At 71.8% G+C, this 20,799-nt stretch carries 12 protein-coding genes; all 12 read right to left on the bottom strand.

Annotated features, from left to right (window positions below; all coding sequences use genetic code 11):
* Window positions 1–71 precede the first annotated feature (71 nt).
* Window positions 72–311 carry a helix-turn-helix domain-containing protein gene (locus JQN84_RS32615; RefSeq protein ID WP_204960812.1) on the bottom strand — a complete coding sequence of 80 codons (240 nt, stop codon included), beginning with the start codon at window positions 309–311 and terminating at the stop codon, window positions 72–74.
* A 27-nt stretch (window positions 312–338) separates the two neighbouring features.
* A complete protein-coding gene (locus JQN84_RS23980) occupies window positions 339–4,010 on the bottom strand; it encodes a hypothetical protein (protein WP_204960811.1) in 3,672 nt (1,223 codons plus the stop codon).
* A gap of 5 nt (window positions 4,011–4,015) precedes the next feature.
* Window positions 4,016–6,757: a hypothetical protein gene (locus tag JQN84_RS23975; RefSeq protein WP_204960810.1), complete on the bottom strand. Its 2,742-nt coding sequence runs from the start codon at window positions 6,755–6,757 to the stop codon at window positions 4,016–4,018.
* A gap of 40 nt (window positions 6,758–6,797) precedes the next feature.
* On the bottom strand, window positions 6,798–11,369 hold the full coding sequence (locus JQN84_RS23970; RefSeq protein WP_204960809.1) for a DUF6603 domain-containing protein: 4,572 nt from the start codon (window positions 11,367–11,369) through the stop codon (window positions 6,798–6,800).
* A gap of 43 nt (window positions 11,370–11,412) precedes the next feature.
* Complete coding sequence (locus JQN84_RS23965) at window positions 11,413–13,086, bottom strand: ComEC/Rec2 family competence protein (RefSeq protein ID WP_204960807.1); 1,674 nt, start codon at window positions 13,084–13,086, stop codon at window positions 11,413–11,415.
* Window positions 13,087–13,619: 533 nt separating this feature from the next.
* Window positions 13,620–14,765, bottom strand: a complete 1,146-nt coding sequence (locus JQN84_RS23960) for a hypothetical protein (RefSeq protein ID WP_204960806.1) — start codon at window positions 14,763–14,765, stop codon at window positions 13,620–13,622.
* A gap of 257 nt (window positions 14,766–15,022) precedes the next feature.
* On the bottom strand, window positions 15,023–16,288 hold the full coding sequence (locus JQN84_RS23955) for a S8 family peptidase (RefSeq protein ID WP_239486091.1): 1,266 nt from the start codon (window positions 16,286–16,288) through the stop codon (window positions 15,023–15,025).
* Between the two features lie 415 nt (window positions 16,289–16,703).
* Entirely contained in the window at window positions 16,704–16,982 is a 279-nt protein-coding gene (locus JQN84_RS23950) for an AMP-binding protein (RefSeq protein WP_204960805.1), read from the bottom strand.
* 150 nt (window positions 16,983–17,132) lie between these two features.
* Window positions 17,133–17,840, bottom strand: a complete 708-nt coding sequence (locus tag JQN84_RS32375) for a VOC family protein (protein ID WP_204960804.1) — start codon at window positions 17,838–17,840, stop codon at window positions 17,133–17,135.
* 26 nt (window positions 17,841–17,866) lie between these two features.
* On the bottom strand, window positions 17,867–19,654 hold the full coding sequence (locus tag JQN84_RS23940) for a putative bifunctional diguanylate cyclase/phosphodiesterase (protein ID WP_204960803.1): 1,788 nt from the start codon (window positions 19,652–19,654) through the stop codon (window positions 17,867–17,869).
* Between the two features lie 286 nt (window positions 19,655–19,940).
* Window positions 19,941–20,279 (bottom strand): PadR family transcriptional regulator, encoded by a 339-nt coding sequence (locus tag JQN84_RS23935; protein ID WP_204960802.1) that lies wholly within the window; start codon window positions 20,277–20,279, stop codon window positions 19,941–19,943.
* A 7-nt stretch (window positions 20,280–20,286) separates the two neighbouring features.
* The gene (locus JQN84_RS23930; protein ID WP_204960801.1) at window positions 20,287–20,778 is read right to left on the bottom strand and encodes a hypothetical protein; all 492 of its coding nucleotides are present in this window, start codon (window positions 20,776–20,778) and stop codon (window positions 20,287–20,289) included.
* Window positions 20,779–20,799 lie beyond the last annotated feature (21 nt).

Raw genomic sequence — 20,799 nt, 5'->3', positions numbered from 1 at the left:
ACCGCAGCTCGTCACGTTGCCCCAACTCGCGTATCGATGGGCTTGCGCCACTGTCAATCCCTTGGGGATATTCACGATCGGTATGACGGGCTTCGGTCCCGGTGATTGGGTGGCGGTTGACCGATCAGGGCGATTTTCGGCCGGTGTGGCGCCATGTTGGGGTGTGCTTCGGTGTTCCGACTGACATCTTCGGTGAAGTATCCCGGGTCGTGGTAGCCGATTCGGGCCGCGATCTCGCTGATCGGACGGTCTGGGTCGGCGAGGAGTCGGCGCGCTTCGCGCAGTGGTAAGTCCTCCCCGCTCGGTTCCACAAGGAGTCGAGCCGGCTGTGCCCGTCGCTACCGGGGCGGGCGCACGCCGCCGTGCAGCCGCAGCCAGCCGCTGCGTACGGTCGGTGGGGTGCCGGGGAAACGGGCGACGCCGTCGGCCGGGGCGATGTCGAAGGTGGTGACGCCGACGCCGTCCCGTTCGGACCAGGACCAGGTGCCGTCCACCTGCGGCGGCCGGGGAAGCACGATCGCGGGCCCCGCGGCCGAGGGTTGCAGGTCGGTCAGGAGCGGGCCGAAGCGGACGGTCAGCGCCATTGCCGCCATCGCGTCGGCGACCATACGTTGCGGCAGGGTCAGGGTCGTCACCGGCAGGATGTCGGTGACCAGGTGGACGGGCAGCCGGGGGTCCATCAGCACGATGAGGTCGGTGCGTGACGCGTCATCGAACCTGACCGCCGGGAACGAGTCCGGGCCGATCGGCCGGACGTAGTCGGTCATCAGGCCGGCCGGCCGGTAGGCCGCCTGGAAGTGCCCGCCGTCCGGGACGGAAAGGTAACCGATCAGGCCGTCGCCGCGCAGCGCCGCATCGCCGACCCGCACCCCGAAGTCGTGGGCGGACACCGGCGACGGGACCGGGTCGAAGGTGTGCGGCCACTGCGGGTCGGTGCGCGGCGGCCGGGCCGACCTGCCGTGCAGCGTGGCACAGACCAGGGCGAGCGGGCGGCCGGCCAGGGCCGCCAGGTAGGTCTCGTCGCCGCCGCCGGGCGGGTCGATGGTCCATAGCGTGGCGTCGACGGTGCGCAGCAGGTCGGCGAAGGCCGCCGGGCCGGCGACGGTCAGGCCGTGCAGGAAACCGGCCAGCACCGGGAAGTTCCCGGTGAGCAGGTCGAGGGTAGGGCAGGCCGAGCCCGGGGCGGGCAGCCACGAGACCTGCGGCCCGGTCAGGCCGGCCGTCTCGGTCAGCTCGCCCAGGGCGGTGCCGTCCGGGGCGTAGCAGGCGAGGGCCTCGTCGAGCGGGCTGGGCACGATCCAGGCGCACACCACGTCGGCGGCGGCCGGGGCGTCCTCGCCCGGTCGGCTCGGTCGACCGGGTCCGCCCGGTGCGAAGCCGACGTCGAGCCGCGCCGGTTCCAGCAGCCGCGGCGGCAGCTGGATGAAGGTCGCCACCCCGGTATTGATCGGCTGCTGCGGCACCAGCCCCTGCGCGATGGTCGGGGTGAGCGCGCCGGCGAGACCAATGTCGTATACGTCGATGCTCTGCCCGAACCGGTCGACGACCCTGACCTGTGTGAAGGCGAACTGGCCGGCACGCAGGGCCTGGAATCCGCCGGGCTCGGGCGGGCCGTAGGTCACCGGCCCGTCGACCATCGGCATCGCGACACCGCCGCCGCCGATCAGCTCGGCGATGCTCAGGCCGGTCACCGGGTCCACGTCGGCGGCGTCCGGGGTACGCAGGCTCGCCGGATCACGCAGGGCCAACTTCTCGTTGAAGCCGCTCAGGGCCTGGGACAGCAGGTCCCACGCGTCGACGGAGGTGGCGAAGGACGACAGCGCGGTCCGCGTGGGCTCCGGCAACGTGGTCAGGTAGGTGTCCAGGCGGGCCTTGAAGGTGGCCGAGGGCTGCGGTGTCAGCAGACTTCGGCCGCTGATGCTGAACGGGTGCCCGGGAGTCTGCCCGGGTTGAGGTCCGGGGTTCGTCCAGGTGGTGCGCCAGCTCGCGTCGTACGAGGTCCCGTCGAAGGTCCACAAGGTGTCCAGCGGCAGTGGGTAGTAGGTCGTCTGCCATTCCAGGAACAGCGGCGCCCAGGGCTGCGACCAGCGCTGCGGCAGGATCGCCGGCGGTGTCCCAGTCACACCGGAGCCGGCCGCCATGAGCTGCTCGGCGGCGCTGGTCAGCTCGGCCGTCGCCCACGGCAGCCCCACCCGATCGGCGGCGATGGCGGCGACCTCCGCAGCGTGGGCCGGGTCGAGGAGGTACGCCTCCGTCTGAAGGGCGACGAACGCCGCTGCCACCGGGACCCCGCCGTGCTGCTCGGTGAGGGGCACGATCCCCGGCGCGCCCACGACGTCGCTCGCGTTCACCGGGATCTGCACTCCGGGCGGCGGGGTCGGGCCGGGCACCGAGCCGTCCGGCAGCCGGCCGTCCGGTCCGACCAGCCCGGCCAGCGGCAGGGTCAGCGCGGTGACCAACTGATCGGCGAAGCGGCACGGCAGCAGCCCGTCCGGCCCGGTGCCGAGGTTCTCGTCGAACGTGCCCGCCCGTACCCCCGCGATCACCACCACCGGGTCGGCCGCGCTGCGGAACGACGGCAGGTCGGCGCGCTTGAGCACGGTGCGCGGGGGCAGTGGGTGCCGCGCGGTGTAGGCGTCCATCGCGGCCGCCAGCTCCTGCTGCGAGGTGCCCCACGGCACGTCCGCCCGGGCCCGTTGGACCTCCCGGTGCAGCGCCGCGACGCGGCCAGCCAGGCTCTCCGGCCGGCCGGGGTCGAGCTCTGCGGCAAACTGGTCGTCGGTCAGGCCCTCGGGACGGTGATGCAGGGCGTTGTACCGGCCGCGTTTCCACCACAGCTCGTACAGCTCGCGTTGCAGCGCGGCCAGCCGGCGGGCGGCAAGATCGTAGCGGGCCTGCGCCCGGTTCAGCTCGGCGAGCCAGTCGGGGTCGGCGGTGCCCGGCTCGGCCGGTGGCCCGTTGCCGTCGGGCTGTGCCGCGACCACCTGCCACACCGATCCGCCGGGGCGCGCCGTGAACCAGGCGTCGTGGATGCGGGTGGCGAGCAGCGCCGGGCCGTCCGGGTCGTCGAGGGTGTGCAGCAGGTCGTACTGGAAGGCTTCGAGCAGGTCCGGGTCGAGTCCGGCGTTGGGCTGCCGGGCGGCCCGGTCGCGGATGAGGGCGGACACGGCGTCGACGGAGGTGTTGCCGACGGCCATCGCGGTCGGGGCCGGGCGCGGCGCGGCGAACGTCCGCGAGTAGGCCAGGGCGCGGATCGCGCCGTGGCAGACGGTCGTGCCGGCGACGCGCCCGGCCAGGTCCGGGCCGGCGGACCAGCCCAGCTCGGCCAGCCGGGCGGCGAGGCCGGCGGGCTGGCGGGCCGGGGCCAGTACGTCCGACGCGGCGTCGGCGTACCAGCCGGCGACCACATAGGACAGCATGGACCCGTCCTCGACGTCGTCGGCCGGGTCGTGCAGCGAGAACACCCCGACGGCGTGCGGCTGATAGGCGGCGAACGTGATGTTGCCGGGTGCGACCGCGGTCAGGAACGGCGTCGGACGCTCGGCCGGCTCGCGCCAACCCGCCAGGGGCAGCACCCGGCCGATCCGGGTCGGCGTCGGCGTCCGGGCCGTCGGGTCGAGGTACGGCGAGGCTCCGTCCGGACCGAGGTGGTCGCTCTCGACGACCCACCCTCGGCTGCGGACCCGGTCGCCGGGTGCCCGATCCGCTCGCGTCGCGCTGCGGACGACCAGCCAGCGGTTCGGCACCAGCGGATATGTCGTCGTGCCGCCCGCCGCGTCGTGGTGCCCGGTGCGCATCGCGGCGGGCAGGACCCACTGCAGGTGCACGCCGTCGCTGTCGGCGTCACCGGCCCAGTCCAGCCGGGGCTCGGCAAACGCGTCGGGTTCGGGCGAGCCGAAGCCGGGCAGCTGGGTGTAGTCCATCCGCCACCGCCGGAAGCCCTGGGCGCGCACACCCGGGTTGACCTGGAGGGCTTGAAGCTGGATCGGGACCAGCAGGGTGGTGTCCACCGGGCTCACGTCTCTCTCGGCACTGGGGCGGTGTGGTGGAAGGTGAGCTGATGCGCCGACGCGAGGAGTTCGGTGGCGAACAGAGCGGGACCCATCGGTACCGCGGTGCCGGGCAGCAGTTCCCCCAGCCGGGCCTGCAGGGCGTCAGCGAGGTCCCGCACCCGCAGCACCGACGGATCACCCGGGCGGGTGAAGGCGGCGTGCAGGCCGGGCTGACCGGCGGCCGGGAACCGGGCGTTGAGCTGGGTGCCGTCGGGCCGGCGCAGAACCAGCCCGCCACCGCCACCGTCGTCGTTGTCACCGCCACCGCCGAAGCCGAAGTGCAGGCCGTGCCAGGGTTCGGTCAGCGTCACCGTGTCCGGCACGCTGTCGAACAGCGCCAGCAGCACGGTGTCGGAGAGCCGGTCCAGCCGCAGCAGCGGCACCGGCCGGCCGCCGGCGCTGGCCTCGACGGCCAGGCCGGGCCAGCCGGCGACCACGGCCGAGCGCAGCAGCAGACCCGCGCGCTGCTGCGACAGGGGGACGGCGTCGGGCCCGGGGTCGGGGCGGTCCGGCCGGCCGGGAATGTCCGGCAGGCCACCGGAACCGGGCGGCCCCTGCGGGGCGGGGGGCGTGGGCGGGGTGGCCAGGCCGGCCGCCGTGGAGGCGCCGGTCCCGGCGGCCTCGGCCCCGCCGGTGGGTACCGCCAGGTCCGGCCGGTTGCGGTGGTCCGCGCGTACCGCACCCACCTTCGCCGCGACGACCTCGACCAGCGGCCGGCTCATCGCCTGGTGCAGCTCCAGGTCGCGGCTGCCTTCGACACCGATGCTCAGCGCACCGTCGATCAGGGCCGCGATCCAGCCGCTGTCGAGGTAGAAGAACCGTATCGACTCGACCGGCAGCATGCGCTCGTCCGGGATCAGGTGCCGGAACGGGATCTGGTGCAGCAGTGCCAGTTCGGCCAGCCAGCCGGTGGCCGGGTCGGCGGCCGGGCCGCGCGCGTGGTCGGCGAGCAGGTCCTGGACGTCGGTGCGGGAGAGCAGGTATCGCAGCTGCTCGACCGGGTCGAGCCCGTCCCGGCCGGGCCAGCCGGGTCGGCCGGGGATGAAGCCGGTCGACAGGTCCGGGTCGGACGGTCGCGGCGGGACCGGCGGCTCGGCCGGCGCGGCCGGCTCGACCGGCTCGACCGGAGACAGATATGCCGCATCGAAGCCCTCGTCGAAGCCACCGCCGCCGAGGTACAGCGCCGACGGTGGTGGCAGCAGGCCCGCGATGACCGCCGCGGCGGCGGTGCCCGGCGACACCACCGTCGGCGGGCTCGGCGGCGCGGGTGGGCTCGGCGGCGCGGGTGGGCCGGTGAACGCCGAGGTCAGCTGGTCGCCCATGCCGCCGGCCAGCAGTTCCCCGAACGCGTTGCGGCTGCGGACGGCGAGCAGGTCGGCGGCGCTCACCTGCGGACCGGGTGGCGGCGTGGGAGCAGGCGGCACCGGCAGCGCTGGCGTGAGGTTGGCGAACAGCGGCGAGCCCGCCCGGGCCTGGAGCTTGGTCACGATCTGGAACGCCGAACGGCGGGCGTTGACCATCGCCACGGCAAAGCCACGGTCGGCCAGCGCCGCGAGCCGGCCGGCCTCGAACGCGACCGCGTAGGAGACGTCGAAGACGCCGTCGGACTGCGAATAGACGGTGACCTCGGAGGCGGTCGCGTAGTGCGGGGTGCCGTCGGTCGGGCCGGGCAGCGGCTGTGCCGGGTACGGCGTGAACGGCCCCCGGTACCAGGCGAAGGTCTGCTCGCCGGTGGGCAGCCGGTAGTCCAACGCCGCGAAGCCCTGCCGGAGCCGGGTCAGCGCCGCGGACGGCGGTGCGGACGGCGGCACCGGGATCCGCGGCAGGAGCGCCTCGGGCCCGGCGGACGCGGCAGGGGCCAGACCGGCCAGCAGCCGGCCGATGTCACCGCCGCCGGCCGGGTTCGACGTGAACGACCACGACGCGAGCACCGCCAGCCGCAGCCGGACGTCCCCACCGTCCGCCGGGGCGCCGCCGACACCCGGCAGGTCGACGGCGAGACCTTCGAGCGAGATCAGGCAGGCGAGGTGGGCCGAACCGGTGCCGCCGCTGCCGGGCGGCGGGGTGGGCCGGCGGTTGGCGACGACGACGGCGTGCCAGCCGTCCCGGTCCGCCTGTCCGGCCGCCCGGGACGCGGTGTCCGTGCGCCGTACGTGTGCCAGCAGCCGCGCCTCACCGGCGGCCGGTGCGATGGCGGTGAACAGCCGCCGGTGCAGGCTCAGGCTGGTCATCTCCGTCGCGAGGACCTGCGCGGACAGCGTGTCGGCGGCGATGGCCGGCGGACGTTCGTGGGGGTCGGAGGCGTCCAGGAACTGCGCGACGGTCCCCGTGTGCAGCGCCGGGCCGGGCGGCAACTCGTCGGCGCGCAGCACCAGCAGCGCCAGCCAGGGCTCGGCGCTGTCGCTCGAGTCGGCGTCGAGGTGCCGTTCCCAGGGCAGGGTGCGCCGGTTCAGGACGATCGAGGGCAGGGTGGCGCCGAAGTCGCCGGAGCTGTTCGCCGGTGGGTACACCTCGCCGACGTCGCCGGCGTCGAGCACGAAGCGCGGGGCACCGACGGTGAACGTCTGGGTGCGCGGCCCGAAGTACGTTCCGGTGTCCACGTCGTCGACGCTCTGCACGGCCGACAGCTCGTAGGTCCCCGCGTCCAGACCCGGGCGGTACCCGTCGTAGAACTGCACGGAGCCCGGCGGCAGCGGCTCGCTCATCGACGTTCCTCTCTCACACGGGGTCGCCGTGCCGGCCCGTTCAGGGTGCGGTCCCGGTCAGCATCGGCTCATCGGTGAACAGCGTCCCGGCGTCCGCCGCGAAGGCGTCGACCGGGCCGTCGGCCGATGGCGCGGCGCCGAGGATGCCGAGCGCGGTGAACAGCGCGGCACGCGCCGCCTTCGCGGCCGGGCCGGCGATCTGTGCCGCGATCGCGCCGACCGCGCCGGAGTGCGTCGCCACCGCACCGACCGGCTCGGCGGCGGCGCTCAGCGGCAGCGCGTCGTCGGCCGTGATCCGCGCGACGCCGAGGGTGCCGGCCGCGTCGACCGGGCCGCCGGTCCACCCCGCGACCGCAGGCGGTGCGGTGAGGGTCAGGCCGGTCAGCCGATCAGGGACCAACTGTGCGCCGCCGGGGTCGAGGGTCGAACCGTCGCCGGTGCCCCACAGCGCTGCGGGAACGTCCGCGGTGACGCCGGCAGCGTGCCACCCGGTCGCGGTCAGGTCGATCTCGCCGGCCGGGCCGCCGGCCGTGCGCCGTAGCGTCACCCGCTGCCGCACCGTCAGGCCGGTGCGGCCCAGGGGCCTGACGTCCACCGGCGACCCGGACACGGCCGCGGTCTGCGTCGTGGAGCCGAGCAGCACCCGGCTGACCGGCACCGCGTTGCGCAGCGTCACGGCGAAGCCGTCGGCGCGCACCGGCCAGGGCTCCGGCTTGGCTGAGTCAGTCGAACCAGCCGAGCCGTTCGAGCCGGTCTGTGGCGCGGCCAGGCCGGCCGCCGCGGTGAAGGTGGTGCTCGCCGTGGCGGCCGGCAGCAGTTCCTGGAACCCGGCCCAGTCCAGCCGGGTCACCGCCGGATCGGCGGTGTCAGCCGTCGCGCCGAAGGCCACCGTGAAGGTGACGACCCACAGCCGGACGGTGACCGTCCCGCCGGTCGGCGGACCCCACAGCTCCAGCTCCGCGCCCGCCTCCAGGTGCAGGGTCTTCGCCGTGAACAGCAGGTTCGCCGTGTACTCGATCCCGACGCTGACCCCGATCCGGGTCCGGAACCGGAACGGCGCCCACGCGACCAGCAGATCGGCCTGGGCGGTGAACCAGGCGGTCAGGCTGCCGTCGTGATAGCGCACGTCCAGCGTCCCGCCGGCCATGATCGCCGACGGGGTCAACGCGAAGTAGGCGGTGCCGGAGATGCGTACCGCCGCGTCCAGCGACCAGGTGAAGCCGACCCGTGGTACGACCGGGTAGTGCTTCGGCGCGTCGAACGCGGGGTGGTAGCCGCCGACGGTGACCGCGAAGTCGCCGGCGTTGCGGTGCTCACCGAACCAGGCGTAGAACGCGAAGCCGCCGGTGAGTACGCAGGCCGGGTCGAGCAGGTACGAGTTGCGGGTCAGCGCCGCGGACAGGGCGAAGATCCCCTCGCCGGGCCGCAGCACGCTGCGGAGCTCGAGCTGCAGCTGCGCGTACGGGCGGGCCGCGCCGGTCGACGGGAAGCGGGCCGTGGTCACGCCGAGCAGCAGGACCGTCAGCGCGTTGCCGAACTCGACGGCCAGCAGGGCGGTCGTGTCGAACTGCCGGTACGTGTGGAAGCGCACCCCGACGGCCAGCCAGGTCTGCCCCGGCGCAGGGCTGAGCCAGGGCTGCGGCCCGCCGGTGAGGGCGGCCAGCGCCTGCGCCGGTGAGCCGTCCGCCTCCTGCGCGCCGAGCCCGGCGACCAGCGGGAAGCCGGCCACCTCGGTGACCGCGGGCAGCCGGATCGTGGAGTGGTAGCCGAAGCCCGCCGCCAGCGCGGTGACCGAGAACGCGGGCGGGCCCCCGAACGTTCCGGCGGCCCGCAGGAACAGGAACATCGACGGTTCGCCGTCGACCTCGGTGTACGAGCCGTAGGCCAGCGCGCCCCAGGACGGCATCGAGACCGCGGCACCGCCGTCGTACCGGAACGTGGCACCGTCCGTCGGCGGGACCGAGGTGAATCCGCCGAGGATCGCCAACGGCGCGTTCACATAGGACAGTGCCAGGCCGCGCACGTCGAACCGCGGCACGAAGCCGGCCACCGGCACCACGATCGAGGCGCCCTGCAGGGCCAGGGACAGGCCGTCGGCCTCCAGCGAGCCGTCCAGGACGAACCAGAGGGCCGCGTCGCGGTACCGGGCGCCGACCCGGCCGATGGTGAGCGGTCCGAACGCCTTCTGCACGGTGAGCCATACGGTGCCGTCCGCGTCGGTCGGCGCGGCGGCGACCACGCCACCCCGCCCGGACGACTGGCCGACGGTGGAACCGACGGGCGCGGTCGCCGGATCCGTGGGGGTGCCGGGTCCGGCGGCCTGGCCGGCGCCGAGGGCGATCGGGATGCGCTGCGCCCCGAAGCGCAGCACGGCGGAGAAGGCGAGGGCCGCAGCAGTGCCCTGCTCCGGGAACCTCGGATAGCCCTCCCGGATGAGCCCGTTCGCCTCGACCGCGGTCTGCGGGAGAATCCGGGCGTCGGACACGATCACCTGGAGCTGCTCGACCGCGCAGGTTTCGGCGTCCCCGAGGGCGACGCCGATCACCGGCAGGTCGGACAGCCCGATCGGGTCCCCGACGGACACCGTGGCCAGATACCGCGTCGACCCGTCGCCATCCGGTGCGGCGGGCAACGCCACGAAGACCGCTGCGCCGTGGGCCGCCGACCGGGCGCCGATCATCAGTTGCCGGGAGGTCGGGTCGTAGGTCAGGTCCGCGGCGGTCAACGTCAGGTCGAGCCCGGGCGGAAGTTCCGGCACCGGCAGGTCGAGGCCCGCAGCCACGTCGGTGAGGGACAACGGGGGCTGCTGCGGGTCGGCCGTCCAGCGCGCGTCGATGCTCGTGCTGCTCCGGCCGTCGCGCAGGTTGAGCGTCACCGCGCAGGCCATCCGACCGATCGTCAGGGTCGCGCTGTACCGGGCGGCGAATCCCGCGGTGCCGACCGTGGTCGCCGGGTCCGGCGGTGCCGCGCCGCCCGGCTGGCCCGCCGGCACCGGGTCGAGCGCGACGTCAACGCGCAGCTGCGCCGGGGCGCCGGCCACGGTGAAGGCACCGGTGCAGGAGAACGTGAATGCGCCGGTGCCGGTCGTCACACTCGCCGCCACCTCGACGAGGGCGAGGTGGCGCAGCACATCGGGCACCTCGGTGATGCCGAAGTCGGCGGCGAGGGAGCTGAGGAGGTCGCCGACCGGGAGGAGGTCCCCGGTGCCGGTCGACCCGGCGAACCGCCAGCCTTCGGTCGCCCCCTCGTACGCGGCCCCCAGCAGTACGTTGATCGACGGCCCGAAGCTCAGCACCGCCTCGACGTACCCGGACAGGCCCGACGACGACTGGTAGGCGACGCCGACCGAGACCCGGCGCAGCGCCACGGGGCCGATCCGCCACACGTCGCTCAGCGTGAGGTCGACCGCGTACCGCCCGGCCCGGGGCCGGGCCAGGAAGAAGGCTTCGCTGACGGTCAGCGCCCGTGGCAGGTCCGCCGAGGGCAGCCCGAGCGAGTCGAGCAGATCGGCCACCCCGACCGGCGTCTGCTCATACAGCTGCCCCGTTATCTCCAGGCCCGGCAGGCTCGCCGTGACGTCCAACCGCAGCACACCGAGGGTCAGCAGGCTGACGACCTGCACCGACGGCAGCTGCCCGGTCGCGGCGTCGAACGTCATGGTGACCTTGCGGATCGCCGCGTCCAGCCCGCCGACGCCCAGTCCCGGTCCGTCGCCGCGCAGCGAGGCCAGTTCACCGGCCGCCGCCGCGCCGCGCTGCGCACCACCGAGCCATCCGGCCAGTGCGGCCAGGCCGGGGAAGGCCGTCGTCCCGGACGGCCGTAGCGAAGCGGTCCACCGTCTGCCCGGAGCCACCCCGATGGTGACCTCGACCGGCAGGTCCCCGATCGTGACGAGGCTGCTGAGCATGATCTGGTACTGGGCCGGGCCGATGTCACCCCGAACGGTGACGTTGTCGAACGCCAGGACCGAGGGTACGACCGTCCACCGGGCGTCGGGCAGGCTTGCGGTGAACACCAGTCGCGGCCGGTGTGCCCGGCCCGGGTAGAAGGTCAGGTGCAGCTGCGCGGGCTCGACCGAGGCCGTGCCGACCAGCGTCTGCGGTGGGACCGGCAGGACCGCGGCCCGACCGCTTCCACCGACGCCGAGAGCCAGCAACGTGGGCAGCGGTAGCCGTGTCGTCGCGGGCACGCCGAGCCGCCAGGCCGCTACGGTGCCGGCGGCGGACTGCTCCCGGGTCGACGCCAGCGTCACCTCGACCGGCCGGTCGAGGTCCAGGACGCCGGACGCCGCGCCGCTCACCTTAAGGCCGGCAGTGCCGGTCGCGCCGGTCGCGCCGGTCAGGGTGACCGAGGCGTGGGTCAGACGCACCGGGCCGGCACCCGCCGGGCCGAGACCCTCGATAGGCCAGGACGCCGAGGTGCCGCCGGAGATGGTGAGCACCTGCCCGGACAGGCTGATCCCGTCGTCGCCCGCACTCAGTTCCAGGACGCCGTTCGGCATCGTGCGTAGGAACTCGGCCAGCTGCACGGGCAGTGCGGAGTCGTCCGCGGCGAGGGTGACCGTGCGCCCCATCGACTCCAGGTGCCGGTACAACGCATCCAGGTCGCTCACGCCGCGCTCCTCCTCCGCGCGTCCGCGAGCCGGCGCGGCGTGCTCACCACTGGGTCGTCACCACCGTCGGGCCCGCGACGGCCATGGCCGTCGGATAGTGCTCCCAGTACGTCGTGGTGTACGTCCGGTTCCCCACCATCGCGGTGCTGCCCGCCTGGTTGATCCGCAGGACGATATTGCCCCTGTCCCGCCCGAGGGCACCGTTGTTGTCGTTGTTGTCGCCCGAGATACGTGACCAGTTGTGTGGGACGTTCTGTTCGTACGCAGGCCCGGGCACCCGGGCCGGGCCTCTGTCTGCTGCCGGCGATGCCCGGATGCCCACCCGGGGATAGCGGCAGTTCGTCAGGAAGTAGAACTCGATCGTGGCGTTGGGATCTTCCAGCCGGTCGATCATCGCCTGGAACGGGTGTCCGTACTCGCGGCCACAGGAGATGATCGCGGTCTTCGGTCCCAGGAAGTTCAGGAAGTTGTCGCTGGTGGACGTGTCCGCACCGTGGTGGCTGGCCTTGAAGGCCGTCACCCAGGGCGGTGCCGCCAGCGCCGGCAGCAGGCCGCCGGCACCGTTCGGCAGCGGCTGGCCCGCCACCATCAGCGCCATCGCCAGCTGATCCTCGCTCTCGAGGGGCAGGTCACCCGCGGTGAAGTAGCGGAAGTCGTTGAACTGCACGACCAGGCCGATGCTCATCCGGTTGTCGAGCTGCCCGGCGTGGATGATCTGCGGCGCCACACCGACCCCCTGCCACACGCTGGCGGTCGCCCCGGAGTGCGGTAGCGGACCCGAGACCAGGACCGCGTACGGGGCGTTGGCGGGGGCCACCGGGGGCGCGACGCCGTTCCAGAACAGCTCATCGCCCAGCGTCGGAGCGAAGCCGGTCCGCTGCCGGTTCACGCCGGGTACCTGCAGGTGCACCGACGTGCTGCTCACCAGCTCACCAGCGACCGCTTTCGCATACGCGGCGGGCGCGGTGCGCGCATCGCCGATGTCGACAACCCGCGTGTTGCGGTAGATTCCGCCCGTGTCGAACCGTCCATCGTTCGGGACCGTCCGCGCCAGTGCCGGGAACACGGCGGCCGCGACCGCTGCACGCACCTGGGCGACGGTCGGTGGATTCGCCATGGCGAGCAGGGCTGCCACGGCCGCGCCGGCCGCCAGGCCGGCGTCCTTGCGCCAAGCTTTGCTGGTAATCAACGTGACGTGGCCGCCCCAGCCGGCCCCAACCGCCTCCGCCCTGGCCACTCCCCGCTCGGCGGCCTGAACCGGGTTCAACAGGCTGACGTTCGCCGCGGTGAGGGCGTTCACCGTCGCGTCGATGGAGTTGACGTTGACCCCCCACGACCCGTACAGGATGCCGACCGTCGCGCAGGCCGCCTTGGCCGCGGCCTCCTGCTGCGTGAGCGCCGCACCACCGCCGACCAGTGCCCCGACCGTCGCCCCTACAACGACGTCACACAGGACGGAAAGGTTGTCGGCAAACAGGAGGCTGGAGATCCCGTGCGAATGGTCCTTGTCGTAGTGGGTGACCAGCAGGACATCCGGACCGGCCCCGGGCGGCAGGGTGGCCACGACATACTGGTGCGTCAGAGCCGCCGCCGCCGACAGCCCGCCGTCGATCAGGATCGACCTACGCGAGCCGGGTACCGCCGGGTCCTCGGCGATGATCAGGCTGGCCTCGCCCACACCGATGTCGATCGTGTGGATCTCCAACTCCCACGGCACGCGGCGTCCCCTTCGGATAGTCGCCCACATCGGACGGTGCACGCCGTCGCGGTCTCGCTCGGGGCGCCGTAGTGTATCGGCAACCACACCGGTTGCCGTGCCTCCCGCGTGAGTAACCTCCTGCCGCTACAGCGCTCACGGTGATGTACAGCTTGCGGCGATCTCCCGGTTGGTCAGACCTCGCGCCGCGCAAGCCACAAGAGAGACCAGCCGTTGAAACGTGACCAGCGGTCAAGGAGCGCTACTCGCCGCCAACCTGACCGATCTTGGTCCCCAGAACGCCAAGAAGGGCCGATCCAATGTTCGGATCAGCCCTCTGACCTGCGTCGGGACGGCCGGATTCGAACCGACGACCCCTTGTTACGGAACGTAGCCATCCCGGCCTTGTCGTTGGCTGTCAAAAATAGGCGTTGAGCTGCTCAGACATGAGCAGGCAATGATCGCCGCTTGTCACTGATTGTCAACCGCTAGCGGGGGTTTTCGAGGGGTAAACGGGGGGCCGACAGGACGTCGCCAGGTCGTCGGGCGACGTGTCAGATTTCCCAAACTGCGGCCGAGGTGTTGGCTCCGGGTTGGAGGGATACGGGAGGGCGGAGCATGTAAGGCTCGCCGTACCAGGGAGGCGGGGGTGGAGGCGGGACGAGTTTACGCCAGCGAAGCCACCACCACAGAGAGTCGTTGCCGCACCACGCGACATACAGGTTCTGGTCGCCTGAGTCCGACGCGATTGACAATGCGGCTCCGGGACGGGCCATCCCGGGCGGCGTTGTGGCCGCTGGTGCCAGCCATCCCGATCCCAGGTCGGCGGCCACTGTGATGGCTCCGTTCGTGGCGGCGAAGAACACCGCCGCACCCTGCCATGGATCAGGTCGGGGGCCGAGATGGGTAGCGGCGAGTTGGGCGCCGGGTGTGATGGCACCGGCTGCGGAGATGGCCTGTGGCTGCCACGGCTCCGGGTGAGGATGGCCGGCGGTTTTCCAGAGGACGGCGTCGTTGCCGGCGAAGAATGCCGGCATCGGGTCCTGGCCGGGCAGGACGGCCACGCCGCCGCCGGGCGGGGCCACCCCGGGAGGGCTGACCGTGGACGTGGTCCAGCCGGTCGGGCTACGTCCTACCGAATACAGTGCGCCGTCGAGGCCGACGAATAGCGCGCCGGGCCCGGTCGAGTCCCAACCGGCCGCGATGCTCGCCGACGACGGCGCCAGCCCGGGCAGGGATACCAGGTATGGCACCGGTTGAGGCTTGACCTGGCTTCCGAACGAGACGTCGTAGATGCCGCCGTTAAGTCCGGGGAAGAACACGTGCACACCGTCGGGAGCGGTGACGGCGGAGACCTTGCCACCGGGCATCGCCAAGCCGCCCGGCCCGACGTTGAAGAAGGTCAGACCGGGCGCGGTGGCTCTGTTCGTGGCCGCGACGAGCCCACCCTGGGCTCCGATGAGGAACAGGGCGGGGGCGCCATTCGACTGCCGTGCGGTGCTGATGGCGGCACCGGGCGGCCCCACGACCGTGCTGCTGACTTGGGTCAACCCGCCGCCTGACGAACCTCCGGGAGCGGGGGCGCGGTAGAGTCGCCCGTCATTGGCCACCACGAACCCGGCCAACGGGGTTGTCGCAGCCGTGGCCGCGCCCTCGGCCGGGGCGGCCGTGGCCGGTGTCAGGGCGAGTAGGAACGTCACCGCTGCGGTGAATGCTCGCCGCCGTGTCATACCGGGATCCGACATAGGTAACCCCTGACGAGCGCCGTGATCGACCTCCAGGTCGACCAAAACATAATTGACATTGTCCGATTTCAATGGGGCCAACGGGTACGAGGGAGCTTGCCGCGTAACCCCTGATAGAACACTTACGCTAGGCAGCGCAGAGTCGCGGACGCGCGAACCTCGACTTCCTCACCGTTCCGGCGGCCTGAGCGAGTCGGGCCGCCGGATGCTGTTCAGAGGGTTGGTGATCCGTAGAGCAGGCGGTTGGGTGAGCCGCTGCCGGAATTGGTCACCACCCCTGGGGTTGCGTTGTCGACCAGGTAGGAGTGCACCTGTGCCGGGGTCCAGGTCGGATTCTTGCTCAGTACCCGGGCGGCCATTCCGGCCACGTGCGCGGAGGCCTGGAGGGTGAGGTCGAGGGACGCGACGGCGGTGTCGGAGGCGGGTGAGGCCGACACGATGCCCACGCCGGGTGCGAAGAGGTCGACGCAGGGGCCGAAGTTGGAGTAGGACGGCCGGGCGTCGTTGGACTGGATGGAGGCGACGGTGATGACGGTGGGCACCGAGCCGGGCGAGTCGAGGCAGGCGTCGTGGTTGACGTCGCCGGCCGGTGTCGTGATGACGATGCCGTCGCTGACGGCGTTGGCGACTGCGGTGTTCAGTGCGGTGCTCATGCCCCCGGCCAGCACGAAGTCTCCGACGGCGGGTGGGCTCCAGGGGGTGTTGTCGGCGACCACCCAGTCGACGGCGCCGATCAGCGCGCTGAGGGTGCCGTTGCAGGTGGGCAGGCCGACCGAGACCAATGTGACGTCCTTGGCCACCCCGTACGTTGTTCCGCCGATGATGCCGGCCACGTGCGTGCCGAGCGTCGTGAAACAGCTGGCGGCGTAACCATGGTATGCCTGACCGCCGAATTCCTGGTGGGTGGTGCGGATCCCGGGGCCGATGACGTAGACGCGGACTCCGGTGCCCTTGCTCACGAAGTTGTAGGTGGTGTCGAGCCCGACCGGTGCATCGATCCGGTCCAGGTTCCAGGGTGCGTTCGGCTGGGCGATGGTCGTCCGCGCCGCCGTTTCGGGCACCTTGACGGTCTGGTTCTGCTCCACGTACGCGACGGCGGGATCGGCCGCGAGTCGCCGGGCGACCGACTCGGAGGCGCGTACCGAGAAACCGTTGAGGGCATCGTCCCACACCTGCTCCGGAGCGGTGCCGAATCGACCGGCCAGGGTCCGGGCCATGCCGGTCACCGTGGACTGCCGGCTGCCTGCGGGGCCGCCGACGGCACCGTCCTTGAGTACCACGATGTATTCACCCGGTACCGCGGTCGCCCTGCCGGCACCGAGGATCTGGCCGACGGCACCCCGAGCCGTTCTCGGACTGGCGGCCGAGGCCGCAGGCGGAGTGAACGTGACGGCAGCCAGCATGGCGGCGACGAGCGCGATGCCGGGGAATCTAGGTTGACGTACGTGGATAGACGAAAATCTGATCGGCAATTCCATCCGTAACTCCCTATTCCTCGCCGCGAAACAATGCCAAGAACTTTAGCGCTCCACCCGGCCGCCATGCCGGACTCTACAGCAAGCGATAAATTATAGAGAGATCCATCGATCGAATTAGACGTCATTAGCGACAGTTTTGACCATGACTGAAAAAATCTGTTCCAGATGTATCAAAGGAGGATCCGGCGACTCATCCAAGATCGACGCTTGCAGGCTATCCGAAGTCGACTGGGGTCCACGCCTGCTGGCAACCCGGTGATGCTGGGCTCGCAGCCACCGCTATGGCGATCGACATGCGCACCGTCTCCGAGGAAAGCAAGATCAAGGAAAGCCGCTGATCGAGGACCAACCTCGGCGAGGGGTTGGCCGTTGCGATCAGGAACTGAACGGATGCCATTGCCAACAGCGGAAAAGTCTATTTCTTTAGATCATGTTCGGTGTCGGCGGGCCTCGTAACGCTGTTCCTCGATCCGTTGAACAGCCCCCACAGCTCCAACGTCGCCGCGTCGAACGAGATCGTCGCGCCATGCATCACCCGCTCGCCCGGGCCCAACTCCAGGAACAGATTGTCCACCGCCGTCCGCAGCACGGCGCGATGCGGAACGACCACCGCCTTCGACCGTCCGGCGGTACCCGAGGTGAACATCAGATACGCGGGATCGGCGCCGGCGTGAGCCGGGCGCGTCGGGGTCACGGGTCGGTGCGCCGTGAGACCGGGTAGTCGACGCAGCGCACCATGTCGTCCACGACGTCCCGGCTGGCGTGGCAGGCCGGGTCCCGCCGTGCCTCGGTACTGGTCTCGGAACGTCAGGGTGACGACGAGCTGCGGGAGAACGCCTGGCAGTCAGCTACCGGTGTGGGCCGGTCGAATGACGGTGAAGACGGCTCCCGCCGGGTCGGCGAGCGCGCAGACCCGACCGGTCACCACGTCGCGCGGCGGCACCAGCAGTCGGCCACCACCCCGCTGGGCCCGCTCGGCGACGTCGTCCGGGTCCGCCACGGCCAGATAGACCATCCAGCCGGCGGGTAGCAGGGTATCCAGCGGCGCAGGCGTGGCGAGCCGGCCGGCGACCGGCGCGGCGTCGCCGACGAGCAGGGCGTACGAGTCGTCGGGGGCGCCGGGTGGCACGCTGGACCGCAGGCCCAGGGCGGCGGTGTGGAACCGGTCCGCTCCAGCCGGGTCGGTCGTCATGTACTCGTACCAGCAGGGCCGACCGAGGCCCGGGGCCACCGGGGCCGGTGCGGTGCGTAGCCGGAAGCTCCCGCCCAGCGGGTCGTGCACCTCGTCGCCGGTCAGCCGGGCACCGGCGGCGCCGGCGGCGGCCCGGACGGTGGCCTCGTCAGCGGCACCGAAGACAGTCCACCAGCGGGCCGGGGCAGGACCGAACCGCAGATCGGCGGCGGGGACCCCGTCGGCGAACGCGGTGCAGCCATCGGCGGTCACCTGGTACGTCCAGCCCAACAGGCCCTGGTAGAAGCTACGGGCAGCGTCGAGGTCGCTCGTGACGAGTTCGGCGCCGGTGGGGAACGGCCTTGTCCGGGGTGCGTTCACCTGAGTCTCCAAAACGGGGCGGTTGATCAGGGTTCAGGATGCCCCACGACCGTCCCGGCCGCCCCGCCGCCCTGCCGCGAGTCGAACGTTCGACCGAGTAGTTCGTCCAATGGGGCCGGTCGGCCCAGGTGGTAGCCCTGGCCGGCGTCCACGCCCAGCATCCGCAGCGCCGGCACCAGCGCGGCGCGCTCCACCGACTCGGCGACGGTGCGCATGCCCAGGCCGTGCGCGGCGCGGACGACCGCATCGATGAGCACAGGATCGGCGCCGCCGTGATCCGCCTGGCGGACGAAGTCGCCCGCGATCTTGACCGTGCTGAAGGGCAGGTGTTTGAGGTACGCGAACGAGCCGAACCCGGCGCCGAAGTCGTCCAGGCTCAGCCGGCAACCGGCGTCGCGCAGGGTGCTGGCGAGGTGCCGCACCGCGGCGACATTGGTGATCGCCGCGGTCTCGGTGATCTCCAGGCCGAGCCGGCTCGCGTCGATGCCGGCAGCGCGCAGAGTGCGCACCACCCAGTCACCGAAGCCCGGCGATTCCAGGGATCGAGCCGAGATGTTGATGTCGAAGCACATTCCCGCCGTCATGGCCTTGGGGTGGGCCAGCGCCTCCGTGGCGGTGGACACCACCCACCGGTCGAGCTCACCGATGAGGTCGTCCCGTTCCACCGTCGGCAGGAACTCCGCCGGTGACAGGCTGGGCTCGCCGCCGTCGCGCAGCCGGATGAGCAGCTCGTGGCTGACCACTTCCCCGGTCGACAGGTCGATGATCGGCTGGGCGTACAACCGCATCCGGTTCTCGTCGAGGGCCTTGCGGACCCGGGTCACCACGTTGACGCGCTGCACGGCGTGCCGGTACTGCTCCGGCAGGTAGAGCCTGGCCCGGTTGCGGCCGGCGTTCTTCGCCTCGTACAGGGCGAGGTCGGCGTGGGCGAGCACGGTGTCGCGGGTGTCGCCCGGTTCCAGCGACGCGGCACCGATGCTCAGGGTCACCCGCAGCCCGGTGCCGGCCAACGGCACGGGCGTGCGGACACTGGCGTCGCAGAGCCGCTCGGCGACGGCGAGGGCGTCCTCGGCGTACGTCCCCGGCAGGACGACCGCGAACTCGTCGCCGCCCAGGCGGCCCAGCACCGTGCCGTCGGGCAGCTCGTGCAGCAGCCGCCGGGCCAGAACGCGCAGCACGTCGTCGCCGACCGCGTGCCCGTGCACGTCGTTGATGTCCTTGAAGTTGTCGATGTCGATCAGCAGCAACGCCGCGGACCGTTCCCGCAGCTCGGCGATCAGGTCGTCGAGGCGGGCCAGCAGGGCACGGCGGTTCGGCAGATCGGTCAGCGGGTCACGTTCGGCCAGCTTGGTCAGTTCGTCCTGTACTCGCCGCATCTCGGTGATGTCGTGGGCGGTGCCCAGGACGCGCGTCGGCGCCCCAGTGGCGTCGGGGAAGACCTCGCCGTAGCACTCGAAGACGCGCAGTGTCGCGCCGTCGGCGAGGTACATCCGATGCGTGTAGGAGAACGAGCCGCCGTCGCGCAGGGCTTTCTCCAACGTCCGTTCGATCATCGCGACGTCGTCCGGGTACAACATCTGCCGGTAGGAGTGGTAGTCGAGGTGCGCGTCAGCGGGCAGGCCGAACATCTGCAGCAGCACGTCGCTCCAGACGACCTCACCGGTCAGTACGTTCCACTCCCAGGTGCCCACCTTGGCGAGTTGCTCAAGGTGGGCCAGCCGCCACCGGTAGTTGCGCCCACGGTCGCGTTCCTGCCGCTCGGCGCTGACGTCACGCAGCTCGTACAGGCGCAGCGGTTGCCCCTCGTGCTCCATGCCGTGACATCGCACCCGTAACCACCTGGTAGCCCCGTCGGCACCTCGCACCGGGTGGTCCACTGCGGGCTCGTCGGGCCCGATCTGCCCCAGCGGCAACTCTGCCAGCACGACACCCAACCGGTGACCGGCTGGGTTGCACCAGAGAAAGCGGCCGTCCGGGGCCATTATCGCCAAGGCGGTGGAGGCGGTGTCCGCCGCGAGTCCCGGCAGCGTGCTCACCTGGGGCCACCACTTCCCTTCGCCGAGCAGGGCGCAGCACGGCCACGGCTGACAGACGGTCATCCTATCGCGACGGGCAGTCTAGCGGCCGTCTGGAGGGTCCGCTCAGGCGTCGGCGGCGAGAGCGGCGGGACCGGTCGCGATGCTGGTCTGTCGAGGGACTGTAAAACACGAACAGACCCGCTTCGGTGACCGCGTAGGTGTTTCGTTCGGGTCCGCAGCGGCGATCTCGTCGCGCCAGGCGGATGAGGCCGTCACGTTCCAGGCGGTGGAGGGTGGCGTAGACCTGTCCGAGGGCTAAGGGTTTCACGCGCGGAAATCGCTGGCTGTGCAGGGTCTTCACGTCGTAGCCATGTCGCGGCTGGTTGGCCAGAAGCCCGAGTATCAGGTGTGCCGTTGCCATGGGGTGATCAATTCACCAGCTCGGCGTTCGTCGTGGTGTCAGGGCGTCTGACTAGTGCCGCCGCGAGGACCGCCGCGCTGAGCAGTCCTGCGCCCACCGCGGCGGTGAGCTCGCTGAGCTGCACGTTGTAGAGAACGTTGTGCTCCCAGCTGATCAGGCCTGGGCTGCTGAACAGGATCACGAGGGTTAGGGTGGCGGCGAAAGCGGCTGAGGCTGGCATGACGGCCGTGGCCAATAGGTAGGTGCCGAGCACGAGCGACCACGCCGCGAGGAAGGCCACCTTGTTGATCTGCGCTTGGAGCAGCGGGGTGATCAGTAGAGGGCTGGCGGCCCCGAGCAGACAGACAGTGACGGCCCAGAGGAACTGGCCGGGTTGGCGGCCGCGCGAGCGTGTGGCTTCGAGGCTCTCCCCTACCAGCGCCCAGGCAGTCGGCTGATACCTCTCGTCGATGAAACTGCGGACCGCTGGCAGATCCTCAACCTGCCCGGCAATGGTCATGTCCCGGTAGCTGCCGGTGCT

The organism is Micromonospora humidisoli, assembly GCF_016900955.1.
GTDB classification, from domain to species: Bacteria; Actinomycetota; Actinomycetes; order Mycobacteriales; family Micromonosporaceae; genus Micromonospora; species Micromonospora wenchangensis.
Note: the sequence above shows the minus strand (reverse complement) of the source record. Positions and strands in the feature narration are given on the sequence as shown.

What these genes read in the sequence shown, in the direction of transcription:
- JQN84_RS23940 (WP_204960803.1), bottom strand. Translation starts at nt 19,654, where the DNA reads ATGGAGCACGAGGGGCAACCGCTGCGCCTGTACGAGCTGCGTGACGTC.
- JQN84_RS23930 (WP_204960801.1), bottom strand. Translation starts at nt 20,778, where the DNA reads ATGACCATTGCCGGGCAGGTTGAGGATCTGCCAGCGGTCCGCAGTTTC.
- JQN84_RS23975 (WP_204960810.1), bottom strand. Translation starts at nt 6,757, where the DNA reads ATGAGCGAGCCGCTGCCGCCGGGCTCCGTGCAGTTCTACGACGGGTAC.
- JQN84_RS23935 (WP_204960802.1), bottom strand. Translation starts at nt 20,279, where the DNA reads ATGGCAACGGCACACCTGATACTCGGGCTTCTGGCCAACCAGCCGCGA.
- JQN84_RS23955 (WP_239486091.1), bottom strand. Translation starts at nt 16,288, where the DNA reads ATGGAATTGCCGATCAGATTTTCGTCTATCCACGTACGTCAACCTAGA.